General features: G+C 62.6%; 14 protein-coding genes and 1 pseudogene. 8 read left to right on the forward strand and 7 right to left on the reverse strand.

Annotated features, from left to right (window positions below):
* Positions 1 to 37 precede the first annotated feature (37 nt).
* Positions 38 to 409: a hypothetical protein gene (locus tag X773_RS76220; RefSeq protein ID WP_156937280.1), complete on the forward strand. Its 372-nt coding sequence runs from the start codon at positions 38 to 40 to the stop codon at positions 407 to 409.
* Positions 410 to 451: 42 nt separating this feature from the next.
* Here X773_RS76220 and X773_RS44525 read toward each other — a convergent pair whose 3' ends face one another.
* Positions 452 to 1,066: a hypothetical protein gene (locus X773_RS44525; protein WP_023674797.1), complete on the reverse strand. Its 615-nt coding sequence runs from the start codon at positions 1,064 to 1,066 to the stop codon at positions 452 to 454.
* Positions 1,067 to 1,225: 159 nt separating this feature from the next.
* Between X773_RS44525 and cysE the strand changes: the two genes are divergently transcribed.
* Complete coding sequence (cysE, locus tag X773_RS44530; RefSeq protein ID WP_023674798.1) at positions 1,226 to 2,074, forward strand: serine O-acetyltransferase; 849 nt, start codon at positions 1,226 to 1,228, stop codon at positions 2,072 to 2,074.
* Between the two features lie 210 nt (positions 2,075 to 2,284).
* The gene (locus X773_RS44535; protein ID WP_023674799.1) at positions 2,285 to 2,488 is read left to right on the forward strand and encodes a DUF3126 family protein; all 204 of its coding nucleotides are present in this window, start codon (positions 2,285 to 2,287) and stop codon (positions 2,486 to 2,488) included.
* A 264-nt stretch (positions 2,489 to 2,752) separates the two neighbouring features.
* On the opposite strand, the gene X773_RS44540 is transcribed toward X773_RS44535, so the two are convergent.
* Complete coding sequence (locus X773_RS44540; protein WP_023674801.1) at positions 2,753 to 3,484, reverse strand: hypothetical protein; 732 nt, start codon at positions 3,482 to 3,484, stop codon at positions 2,753 to 2,755.
* A 119-nt stretch (positions 3,485 to 3,603) separates the two neighbouring features.
* On the opposite strand from X773_RS44540, the gene X773_RS44545 reads away from it, so the two are divergent.
* A complete protein-coding gene (locus X773_RS44545) occupies positions 3,604 to 3,948 on the forward strand; it encodes a hypothetical protein (RefSeq protein ID WP_023674802.1) in 345 nt (114 codons plus the stop codon).
* 18 nt (positions 3,949 to 3,966) lie between these two features.
* The gene (locus tag X773_RS44550) at positions 3,967 to 4,494 is read left to right on the forward strand and encodes a gamma carbonic anhydrase family protein (RefSeq protein ID WP_023674803.1); all 528 of its coding nucleotides are present in this window, start codon (positions 3,967 to 3,969) and stop codon (positions 4,492 to 4,494) included.
* Between the two features lie 57 nt (positions 4,495 to 4,551).
* On the opposite strand, the gene X773_RS44555 is transcribed toward X773_RS44550, so the two are convergent.
* Complete coding sequence (locus X773_RS44555; protein ID WP_023674804.1) at positions 4,552 to 5,298, reverse strand: SDR family oxidoreductase; 747 nt, start codon at positions 5,296 to 5,298, stop codon at positions 4,552 to 4,554.
* A 41-nt stretch (positions 5,299 to 5,339) separates the two neighbouring features.
* Positions 5,340 to 6,515 (reverse strand): annotated as a pseudogene (locus X773_RS44560) (MFS transporter); the annotation flags it as partial.
* 96 nt (positions 6,516 to 6,611) lie between these two features.
* On the opposite strand from X773_RS44560, the gene X773_RS44565 reads away from it, so the two are divergent.
* Entirely contained in the window at positions 6,612 to 7,508 is an 897-nt protein-coding gene (locus tag X773_RS44565) for a LysR family transcriptional regulator (protein ID WP_023674806.1), read from the forward strand.
* Positions 7,509 to 7,810: 302 nt separating this feature from the next.
* Here X773_RS44565 and X773_RS44570 read toward each other — a convergent pair whose 3' ends face one another.
* The 3 genes from X773_RS44570 to X773_RS44580 all read right to left on the reverse strand — a co-directional run bounded on the left by X773_RS44570 (position 7,811) and on the right by X773_RS44580 (position 10,047).
* Complete coding sequence (locus X773_RS44570) at positions 7,811 to 8,410, reverse strand: transglutaminase-like cysteine peptidase (RefSeq protein ID WP_198023528.1); 600 nt, start codon at positions 8,408 to 8,410, stop codon at positions 7,811 to 7,813.
* A 263-nt stretch (positions 8,411 to 8,673) separates the two neighbouring features.
* Entirely contained in the window at positions 8,674 to 9,291 is a 618-nt protein-coding gene (locus tag X773_RS44575) for a PilZ domain-containing protein (protein WP_023674808.1), read from the reverse strand.
* Positions 9,292 to 9,408: 117 nt separating this feature from the next.
* Positions 9,409 to 10,047 (reverse strand): PAS domain-containing protein, encoded by a 639-nt coding sequence (locus X773_RS44580; protein WP_023674809.1) that lies wholly within the window; start codon positions 10,045 to 10,047, stop codon positions 9,409 to 9,411.
* 393 nt (positions 10,048 to 10,440) lie between these two features.
* On the opposite strand from X773_RS44580, the gene X773_RS0137265 reads away from it, so the two are divergent.
* Positions 10,441 to 11,211, forward strand: coding sequence for a rhomboid family intramembrane serine protease (locus X773_RS0137265; RefSeq protein WP_031211254.1), 771 nt, complete (start codon positions 10,441 to 10,443; stop codon positions 11,209 to 11,211).
* A 100-nt stretch (positions 11,212 to 11,311) separates the two neighbouring features.
* A complete protein-coding gene (locus X773_RS44585) occupies positions 11,312 to 11,743 on the forward strand; it encodes a CBS domain-containing protein (RefSeq protein ID WP_023674810.1) in 432 nt (143 codons plus the stop codon).
* Positions 11,744 to 11,797: the final 54 nt, after the last annotated feature.

Consider the following 11,797-nt stretch of genomic DNA (forward strand, 5'->3'; position numbering starts at 1 on the left):
CAAACCCGCCGCGCGCTGAACGAGGGCAGGGGGTACGATGGCACAATGGGGAAGAAGCGACGCCGCTTTGCCGGGCGTTGTTGCGGAAAGCACGTTCGGCAAACGATCCGTTATTCTAGCGCTGACCGCATTGGCGGCAGGGGCGATTGCGATCACCGCATTGATAGCAATGCCGAGCGACGCGTCCCCACTGCTCCAGAACAGTGCGACAGGCTTCTTCGCCGCCGTATTTTTTCTGGCCGGGCCATTGGCACATCTTACCGGCGTGGTTTTCGGGTTGATGGCGCTCGGTCGTTCGAACGACAGTCGTGTGCTCGGTCTGGCTGGCATCGTAGTCAACGGCGCGTCGCTTGCGGCCGGGGTGTTCATGCTGTGGGGAATGGCATCGACCATCGGCGCGTTTACCTGATTTCGGGCAACTCTCCGGCAGGCAAGCGAGCGACGCGTCGGGCTACGATCGGCGCGGGCTGTGCCCCAGCGCCCTGAGCGAGCGCGTCATGTTATGCCGGGCCTGGGTTTCGAAGCGCCGGCGGAATTCCTCGCTGTGGAAGATATGCGGCCGCGCGAGGAAGCCCTCTAGCACTGCGGCACGGCCGGCCCGCCACATCGGCTCATCGACCCACTTATATTCGCGGCGAACCGCCTGCTCGTAGGCGTCGAACACGTCGGGCGCAGCACCCAGGATCGCCAGGTCCATGTCGAGGAACAGCGCCGCGTCGCGAACCGAATGCTGGTCGCCAAGGGGCGGCAATTCGTGGCCGGCGGTGGCAGTGATCATCGCCGCGATGTGGCCGAGGCGTTGTGCATCGGCGCGACCGGCGAGCTTTTCCTCGGCAAGTTCGGCACTCCTCGCCTCATTGTCCTTGGCGCGGCTGTCGTAGATCGCGTCGTGAAACCAGATCGCTGCCTCGACAGCTTCAGGATCATGCAACAACGCCTTGTAATCATTGGCCAGCGCCAGCATCGCCTCGATGTGGCCAAGGTCGTGGTAGTGGCGATCTTCGGCCTCATAGAGCGCGGAAAGCTCGCGCTTCAGGGTCTCGTCCATCAAGGTTGCGTTTTCCATGGCTGCTTGAAATTCCGCCAACCAAATCCATTTCACGAAGCACTAAGGAAAATTGAGTTCACCCGTGCTATGATCTGGCTTATAGGTGCGGCCGGAGAATAGGCAAGCCGCCAACCGAGACATTGGATGGCCGAGACATTGGATGGCCGGAGACATCAGATGAACAGCGTTACGATTTCCCGTCCCACCAGGGTGCAGCCGGTAGATCCGATCTGGCGTTCGATCCGCGACGAAGCGATGGAAGCGGTCAACCGCGATCCGCTGCTGGCGGCGTTCCTCTATTCGACCATCCTCAATCAGGAAAACCTGGAAGAAGCGGTCATTCACCGGCTGGCCGAGCGCCTCGCCCATCAGGACATCGGCTCCGACCTCATCCGCCAGACGTTGAAGGCGATGGCGGCCGACGACAAGGACTGGTCGACGACGGTGCGCGTCGATATCCAGGCCTATTACGACCGTGATCCGGCATGCGACCGCTTCATCATGCCGGTGCTCTACTTCAAGGGTTTTCACGCCATCCAGACGCACCGGCTGGCGCATTGGCTGTGGAACCAGGGCCGCCAGGACTTCGCGCTGTATTTGCAGAGCCGGTCGTCCTCGGTGTTCCAGACCGACATCAATCCGGCTGCCCGCATCGGCAAGGGCATCTTCCTCGACCACGCCACCGGCCTCGTCGTCGGCCAGACGGCGGTGATCGAGGACGACGTGTCGATCCTGCACGGCGTGACGCTGGGCGGCACCGGCAAGGCCGGCGGCGACCGCCATCCCAAGATCCGCTACGGCGTGCTGATCGGCGCCGGCGCCAAGATCCTCGGCAACATCGAGATCGGCCATTGCTCGAAGATCGCGGCCGGCTCGGTGGTGCTGTCGCCGGTACCGCACAACAAGACGGTTGCCGGCGTGCCGGCCCGCGTCGTCGGCGAGACCGGCTGCGACCAGCCTTCGCGGCAGATGGACCAGCTGTTGCCATCGCAGACGATGGACCACGTCGTCAGCTTCGACATCTGAGTGCTCGGGCAGGGGCTGAATTCCTGCCCCCCATGCCGGCTTGCCTTTACATGGCCATTGTCGACGTGCCAGAAGCGCGCTCACCAATGCATGTCGCCCAAAGTGCCCAGCGGTTTTTGGATAGCGACATGCATGAAGCAAGATTTAAAGCGCGTCGCATCGTCTCTTCAGACGCGACGCACTTTAGCAAGCGACGATCGGAGAAGACTGTTGAAGCCGGACGAAATCAGAAAGCTGGACGCCTATTTCAAGCGCACCTTCCAGAACCCTAAACTCGAAGTGAAGGCGCGGCCGCGCAAGGAAGATTCGGCCGAGGTCTATGTCGGCGACGAGTTCCTTGGCATCGTCTTCAAGGACGAGGACGACGGCGATTATAATTTCTCGATGGCGATCCTCGACATCGATCTGGCCTGAGCTGGGAGTTTAGCTGGCCGCTATGCCTCAAGCGCTGCGGCGGTACGGAACCTTGCAGGACGCCGGCGGGACAGCGCCCTCCTCTGGCCTGCCGGCCATCTCCCCCACGAGGGGGAGATTGGCAGCCTCGGCGCTGCACTCTTCCTGCAACATTGGAGATTGGCGAAAGCCAAGATGACGGCCGATCTCCCCCCTCGTGCGGGAGATGTCCGGTAGGACAGAGAGGGGCGCGAAGGATCGCTACGGAACGGCTCGTTTCGTTGCTTACCGCCCGGTCTTCAGCACACGCGCTGCTTCGGCAGAAATCGCCGCGTCGAGCCCCTGCCAGTCGCCCAGGAATTCCCGGGGGAAGCGGTAGGTAAGGCTGAGATTGTCGCCGACCAGGATGTCGCGTTCGCAGGGCGCCAGCGATTCGTCCGCGCTCGGGCCGCTCAGGCAGCGTGCGACGAACGGATCCTTTCCGGGGCGATCGGCGACTGCCAGCACTTCGTTGAGATAGCCTGATTTTTCGCTGAAGGCGTAAAGCGTGGTGCCGCCAGGGCCGGGCGTACCCGGCTTGGCGATCAGCGCGCTGTAGATCGGCGCGAAGCGGCCGCTCATGTCACGCGACATCATCTGCGGCTCGAACGACAGGAAGACGATGTCCTTGCTGGGTCCGGTGTGGTTGAAGTCGTTGCGGGCACCCTCGCTGTAGCCGTCCATCTCGGGATAGCGCAGATAGAGGTCGAGCCGCGAGGCGATGCCGTCGCGCCGGGCCTGGGCAAAGCGGATGACATTGGCCGGCACGGCGATGACGTTGTTGCCGATGACGACCTTGTGGGCCGTGGTGTCGTCGGTGTACCCGGCCATGGCGATCGAGCGGCCGAACCATTTGCCGCCAAGGCTGATCGCCACCGAAAGCAGCGCCAGCGTCGCGAACGCATAAAACACTCGCTTCATCAGCGTCGAATCGACGACGCTGAGTTGCGGGCCCTCTGTGGCGGCTGCCTGCTTCATCGCGACCCTCGTTTACCGTCCATCGGGTGTGCCTGAGCGGCACATCTCGGCCCGGCACGGCGCTTGCTTCGCAGCTTTTGCGGGCGACTGTGCGATTTCATGGTAAACGGAGGGTAAAGATGGGCCCCGTCGAACAAATCATATTCAGTTTTATGGCTGGGCTGACGGCTTGCGGCCTGGCCGGATCGGCGATGGAGCTGATCGCCGGCCGTAGGCTTGCCTTCGTCCAACCCTATGTATCGTCGAAGCACATGCTGCGCTCACTCGCCGCGACGGCTTGCGCCGGGCCGCTGATGTTCGCCAACGAGGCGCTGGACGCCTGGCGCGAGCGTCGCATCTCGGTGCTGGGGCTGATCTCCTACGGCTGTACGGCGACCATCTGGGCGCTGGCGCTGGGCATGGTGGTGATCGCCATTGCGTCCTGGGCGGCTTCGCTTCTAGGGTCTGGCAGCTTGTCGGTGTGAGACGATCTGGAGACAGCAATGCCGATCTACGCGATTGACGGAAAAGCGCCCGCCTTCGAGGACGCCGACAGCAACTGGATCGCGCCCGATGCCACCCTGATCGGCAATATCAGGATTGGCCGCAATGCCGGCTTCTGGTTCGGCGTCGTCGTCCGCGGCGACGACGAGCCGATCGTCATCGGCGCCGACACAAACGTGCAGGAGCACACAATCATGCACACCGACGCCGGCTTTCCGCTGACCGTCGGCCAAGGCTGCACGATCGGCCATCGCGCCTTGTTGCATGGCTGCACCATCGGCGACAACAGCCTGATCGGCATGGGCGCCATCGTGCTGAACGGCGCGAAAATCGGCAACAACTCGCAGGTCGGCGCCGGCGCGCTGGTCACCGAAGGCAAGGAATTCCCCAACAATTCGCTGATCGTCGGCTCACCCGCGCGCGTCGTCAGGATGCTCGACGAGGCCGCAGTCGCCAGGCTGCGCGCCTCGGCCGCGCATTATGTGGCAAACGGCAGGCGGTTTAGGGCTGGGTTGAGGAAGGCATAGCCGACCCGGAAATGGCGGAGCCGGGCCTTAAGATATCGAAGCATAACCCCTTCCAAGTCAAACCGGCTGGGCGGTCGGCCGGAACAAGATCTCGTTGATATCGACGTCGTCGGGCTCGTTGATCGCGAAGGCGACCGTTCGGGCAAACGTATCTGGCCCCACGGCGATCTTGCTCACGAAGTCCCTGGTCCCCTGCTGGATATCCTTCTCGCTGATATGCTCGAGCAACTCTGTGCTGACAGCGCCCGGCGAGATCACCGTGGTGCGGATATTGTAGGGTTTCACCTCTTTCCGCAGACCCTCGGATATCGCACGCACCGCGAACTTGGTGGCGCAATAGACCGCCGCACCCGGGTCGACCACATGGCCGTATACGGATGAGACATTGATAATGTGCCCCGATCGCTGCTCCTTCATGTACGGAAGCGCGGCCGCGATGCCGTAAAGGACGCCCTTGATGTTGACGTCGATCATCCGGTCCCATTCGTCGACCTTGAGCCGTTCGAGCGGGGCCAACGGCATGAGGCCCGCATTGTTGAGCATCACGTCGATGCGGCCGAATTCCCGGACCGCCGTGTTCACCAGGTTCTGGACCTGGCCGGCGTCGGTGACGTCCGTAGTAACGGCCTTGGCTTTGTGCCCAGCGGCGGTCAGTTCCTGGACAAGGGCGTCGATGCGGTGTGACCGGCGTGCACCCAGGACCACGGAAGCGCCTCGTGCGGCATGATGGCGTGCCGTCGCTTCACCGAGGCCACTGCTGGCACCGGTGATGACGACGACCTTGTTCTCGATTCCTTCGGACATGAGATTCTCCTAGACAAGAATTGAAAGAGTTCAGGTGCGGGGCCGGCCGAGGCGGCGAGCAAGGCCGAGCCCGTGAGCAGGACGGCGGCGAGAAGGAAGGCGCTCCACCAGCCGGCCACGTCGAACAGCAGGCCTCCTGCAATAGCGCCGCCTGCGATCGCGAACTGGATCAGGGCGACCTGGAGTCCGCCCCCGGCCTCCAGGTCTTCAGGGATGAGCGTGCTCATCCAGGTGTTCCACGCCACCGGGATCGGGGTAGCGAACAGTCCCCAAAGAACCAGCAGGCCGGCCGTGGCGCGTGCAAACGGTCCAAAGGCAATCAGCAGTAGAGCGAAGACCGCGAGTGCACTCGGCAGCCCGATCAGCACGGCTGTGAGGTGCCGCCGGAGTATGAAGCCGACAATCGACAGTCCCGCCACGCCACCGAGGCCGACGCCCAATAGAGCCAGTGAGAGGGTGTTGACCTCAAGGCCCGTCACGTTTTCCAGAACCGGCCGCAGATAGATCGAGAGCGCGTTCTGCCCGATGAAAGCGAGCCCGGTCGCGCCCATGCCGATGGCGAATCTGCGATTCCGCAGCAGGCCGAACATGCTCGACACCGAGGCGATCTCTATCGGCGGCATCTTCGGGAGAACGGCCAACTGCCACACGAGCGCCGCAAGGCCGATGGGGACAGTGACGAAAAAGGTTCCCCGCCATCCGATCAGCGATCCGAGGAAGCTGCCGACGGGCGCGGCGATCACCAATGCGAAGGCAGTGCCACCCTGGAGCAAGGCAATGGCCTTAGGCAGGTCGGGTCCCGCGGCCAGGCGGGCCAGAATGGCCGTCGACAGTGACCAGAAACCGCCGATCGCGATGCCGACCAGCGCCCGCCCGGCCAGGAAGACCAGGAAGTTGGGAGCAAGCGCCACCGCCAGGCTCAATGCGGCCAGCACTGCCGTATAGACCAGAACCACCGTCCGTCGATCGACGTTTCGCAACAGCGAGTTGCCGAAGAGGCTGGTAACCACGGCGAAGAATCCGGATACCGCGATTGCCTGGCCTGCCTGACCCTCGGAGACGGCCAGATCCTGAGCGATCGGGGTGAGCAGGCTCACCGGCAGGAACTCCAGTCCGACCAGAAGGAAGGTCAGAAGCGACAGGCAGACCACCGCAGACCATGGGGTCGTCCCGCTGTCAGCAGCAGTGGCCTCGTCCAGCACGAAATCGATGGTCATAAGGCAGTCTCCTGTCCGTTCCCGAGCTAAGTAGTCGGGCTGGCCAAATGCGACTAGCGGGTATAATTTTGATGTGGTTGTGAATGAGGCTCATCAATGCCACGCGACGAGTTCGCCGAAATGCGCGCGTTCCTGGAGATCACCCGGACGCGGAGCTTCACCCGAGCAGCCGCCAAGCTCGGGGTCACTCCTTCGGCCCTTAGCCACACGATCAAGTCGCTGGAGTCGCGGCTTGGCGTCCGTCTTCTGTCTCGCACCACGCGCGACGTGGCCCCGACGGCGGCCGGTCAACGCCTCAAGGAAGGCATCGAACCACATTTCGAAGGCATCGCGGCTGAGGTCAGCGCTCTCGGCGTCCTTCGCGACAGGCCGTCCGGCAACATTCGCCTGGTGTGCACCGACGATTCGGTCGACATTGTCTTCCGCGCCCGGCTGCCAAAGTTCCTGAGCGACTTCCCCGATATCAATGTCGAGCTGGTGGTCGACAACGCCTTCACCAACATCGTCGAGCGCCAGTTCGATGCCGGCGTGCGTCTGGGCGAGTCCATTGCCCGGGATATGGTAGCCGTGCGCATCGGAGCCGACGTGACCTACACTGTGGTCGGCTCACCCCATTACTTCGCCCACCGGACACCGCCGGAGACGCCGCAGGAACTGACCGACCATAACTGCATCAACTACCGGCTGCCGACGTCAGGATCGGTCTATGCCTGGGAATTGCGGGAAGGAGCGCGCGAGTTCAGTGCTCGGGTCGAGGGGCAACTGACGCTTAACAACATGGGGCCGGCGATCCAGGCCGCGCTTGACGGAGTGGGCTTGGCCTATCTACCGCGTGAACTCGTCCTTCCACACATTGAGAGTGGCCTTCTTCAGGAAGTCCTGACCAAATGGTGCCCGACGTTCCAGGGCTACCACCTGTACTATCCAAGCCGACGCCATCCCTCTCCGGCGTTTTCCGCCTTTGTCGACGCGTTCCGTATCAGGGGCAAGTAACAGCGTTTCGACGGCAAACGGCAGCTCGTATCCCACAAACGATCGTGAGACAGCTTGGATGACGAAGCGCAGTTGGAGGCAAAGCCGAGACAACTGTATCGAGATGTGTTCCACCCGGAAATGGTGGAGCCGGCCCGGGGACGGGGCCGGCTCCTTAAACCCGGTCGTTGGGGACGGGGAGGGTGGGGACTCGACCGGGTTTCTCCTAAAGCGCGAAGTCATGCGACGCACTTAACCTCTGTTTTATGCATGTCGTTATCCCAAAACCGCTACGCACTTTTGGGCGACATGCCTTGGCGTCCTCAGCGGACGCTGGCGACCGCGTCGGAGCGGCCGTCGTTGATCGTCACCCAGGCGCCGGAATTCCGCTCGGACTGGCGCTTCAAGTAGGTGTAGCCGGTATTGGTCCAGGACAGCACCTTGGGCTGGAGATTGTCGAGGATGAACTCGCCAAGGCTGGTGCGCACGGTCAGCACCGCATGGCCGTCGCCATTGCGCTGGCGCACCACCGTCATCAGCAGATCGCCGGCCGGCACGCCGATGCTCATCAGCTCGCGGCGCTTTTCCAGCGCATAGTCCTCGCAGTCGCCGAAGCCGCTATTGGGAAAGGACCAGACTTCCTCCTTGCCCCACATTTCCATGTCGGTGCGCGGCGCGACCCTGCTGTTGACCGAATTGTTGACCTTGACGATCGTTGCCCACAGCTTGCGGGTCAGCTCGACGGGTGCCCGGCCAGGCGTCCTCTGATTGCATTCCTGCGGAAGCTGCTGGCACAATTCGTAGTGTCCGACCGGCTGCGTGGTGCGGCCGCCGGTGTGCATGAAGGCCGGCTCCGCCGCGTTTACAGTCCCCCAACCGAAAAGCTGCATCGCTATTGCCGCCAGCAACAGCTTGCCCCTCATCCTGTTCATTATTCAGTCTCCCCGTTTGAGGAGACAATGACACGGCTGGATTTATTTGACGCAAAAGCGCGAAGTAGACATTAAGTAAAACGCCAATAGAATAAACATAAAATTTGACGCAATTGAATATAGAATTGTTTAAGGATTCCAGCCGGGCATGTTCCCATGCTTCGTCGCACCGTTCGAACAGCTAGGATGGCGGGACAGAGGGGGCGCGAAGGATCGCCAGCCTCTCTCTTCCCGATAGTGCTAACGCTTCCGCGTCAGCCGCGCGATGAGCTGAATTCGGTATCGAGCGTTTCCGGCCGCTGGATGACGGCGAACTCGATGGCGACGCCATCTTCGAAATGGCGCACTACCTGGCCGCGCATGGTGCCCAGCGTCACCTGGACGCCGATGGCCGGCTTGACGTCGATCTCGATCGCCGCGCCCGACAGCGACAGGTCGATGATGCGGCACTGGTACTGGCGTCCGTCGGCAAGCTGCAGCACGCTCGTCGGGTTGCGCGGTGCGACGCGTTCATGGCGGCGGTCTTCCGGCAGGTCGAGCTCGTGCTTGTTGGCAAGCCAGGTCAGTTGCGCGGCGAGCTTGTCCCTCTTGCGGTCCGACGCGATGACGGTCATCGCAAAGCCATCCTGCAAAGTGCGGGTGATGACGCCTTCGATGCGGCCGATGTGATCGATATAGGCAATGACCTTTTCGCCCGCCAGGCCGGCGCGCTCGGTGCGCAGCGCGACGTTGCCGGGCGACATGTCGACCACCTGGCAGGGATGTTCGGTGCGGTCTTCCAGCATGAAGCGTCCGTAAATTTTCACGCGGACGCGCTGAAAGTTGCGCCTTTCAGCTTGGGACGGCGCATGGTCGACCGCCGCTGACCTCATCACTGCCATACCCCGTTCGGCATTCCGCGCATGGATGCGGGGAATTTCAGCGGAAAACTACAACAAAGCAGGTTAACAAAGGGGAAAGCCCGGCGCTGTTGCTTTAAGCTTTGGGCATCATTCCTCGCGTCCGCCGTCGAAGACGACCAGGTGACGGATGCGGCGGGCCTGGCCGAGCGCCGAAATCGTCTCGGGCGGGTCGAATTCCGACGGGGCGAGCGAGGGAACCTCGATCGCCGGACGGTTCCCCGGGAACATCGGCTCCTTGTCGGGATCGACGACGCGGATCGAATCGATCAAGGCGTCGAGAACCGGGTCGGCGCCCAGCCAGAAGGGCTTTTCGACGGCGCTTATCACCCCGAGGCAGCGCGGGCTCTCGACACCGCCGTCGAGCGGCAGCGCGAGCAGCTCGAACCTGTTGGAACGGCCGCTGCGGCTGAAACCCTCGTAGGTGATGAGCACCACCGATTTCAGGTCGAAGACGCCATCGGTCAGCTTCGAGATCAGCCGCTGATCCTTCTCGCGCCACAGCGAAGGGAATGAAAACCCCTTGAGTTCGCGGCCATAGACCGCGCAGAGCCTGGTGCCGGCGAGCCGGAACACCGCTTCGCCGCGCGTGTCCTTTTCCAGGATGAACGTGTCGGCCAGCAGCGACTTGATGTCGGCCGGCTCGACTTCCGAGCGCTTCGGGGCAGGGCGTCCGTCACGCAACCGGTTCCAATAATGGAACAGCGTGATCGATCCGGTCTGGTTCATGCTAATGCTGCTCCGCGCATTCTGTCTTCTGATGTCCCATCGGTGAACAGAAGGGCGCCCTCCGAAGACCTACATGCGTTGCGGAGCAGGATGCGTGCCAGCATCGTTAATACTTGTTCACGGGTCGGGGCGGTTAAGGTTAACAACTGGTTTACGTTGCGCGCCAGCGAGGCCTGTGGCACACCAAAACCACTCCAGAAGCGGTCGTTTTGCGACGATCGGCAGCACTTCAGTCAAGAGTTCAGGGGGAGCAAGGGGGCTCGACCAGCCGTTCAAGGGAAACCTTGGACGGCTTCTTTTTTTGATTCGGGGCTGCTGATTCGCCGTTTGTGATTCGGTTGGCCGTGATCTACATGCTCGCCAAGTCCAATCCAGCGACTGAGTGCAAGCCATATGAGCGACCCAGAAAGCCCACCGGAGATCGAGCAGGGCGAGAGCGGGCCTGCCGCCCGCGAACCGGAGCAGCGCCGCGAGCCGGTGTTCAACCTGCCGCCCGTGGTGCTGGCGGTGATCGGCATCTGTGTCGCGGTCCATCTGATCCGGGTCTATTGGCTGACCGACGACCAGGACTTCGAACTGCTTGTCCGGGCCGCCTTTGTCCCGATCCGCTATTCCGGCCGCTTCGATCTGGATTTCTTCGCGTTTTCGAGCCCTTTTACCTATGCCTTCCTGCATGGCGGCTTTGCCCATCTTGCCATCAACATGGTGTGGCTCGCGGCCTTCGGCTCACCGTTGGCCAACCGCTTCGGCGCGCTGCGCTTCAGCCTGTTCTTCGCCGCGACCGGACTGGCGGCGGTGGCGCTGTTCTGGGCCATGCACCCGCTTGGCGAGGCGCCGCTGGTCGGCGCCTCCGGCGCGATTTCCGGCATGATGGGCGCGGCGGCACGCTACGGCTTCCGCATCGACCGATCGTCGGGCAAGGCCGCCTTCGCCGGCCAGCCTTTGCCGATGGCGGCGGTGCTGCGCTCGCGCGGCGTCGTCACCTTTCTCGCCATGTGGATGGTGATCAACCTGGCGACCGGCCTCTTCGGCCTGGCGCCTGGCATTGACGGCCAGATCGCCTGGGAAGCCCATATTGGCGGTTTTCTTGCCGGCTTCTTCGGCCTGCGGTTTTTTGATCGGCGAGAGCAGGTGCCCCGGCAGGCGGACGAGCCGGAGACCTGAGACCGCCGCACTTGAAATGCAACCGATCGCGGCGCACCATGTTCATCCCAGGGAAAGCCGGCCAGGGCAGGAGCCGGCAGGAAATGCAGAGGAGGACGCCATGACTGTTAAGGCAATTCTCGAGGCAAAAGGCCACGACGTGGTGACGCTCGGGCCGAACGAAAAGCTCAGCGAAGCCATCCGCATGCTTTCCGAACACAGGATCGGCGCGCTGGTCATCACCAACGGCGATCACAAGATCGTCGGCATTCTTTCCGAGCGCGATGTGGTGCGGGTTCTCGCCAAGGAGGGGGCGGCGGCGCTCGACCTTGCCGTCCGCTCGGCGATGACGCCCAAGGTGAAGATCTGCAATGAGAACCACACCGTCAACGAGGTCATGGAGATCATGACCAAGGGCCGCTTCCGCCATCTGCCGGTGGAAAAGAACGGGCTGCTCGACGGCATCGTGTCGATCGGCGACGTGGTCAAGCGCCGCATCGAGGATGTCGAGCGCGAGGCCGAGGAGATCAGGGCCTACATCGCCACGGCATAGGTGACGGCGGCCGGGTTGCCGGCCATTGAACTTTTTTCAAGCCGCTATAGCAGT

Origin of the sequence: Mesorhizobium sp. LSJC280B00 (assembly GCF_000502835.1) — a bacterium.
Taxonomy (GTDB): Bacteria; Pseudomonadota; Alphaproteobacteria; order Rhizobiales; family Rhizobiaceae; genus Mesorhizobium.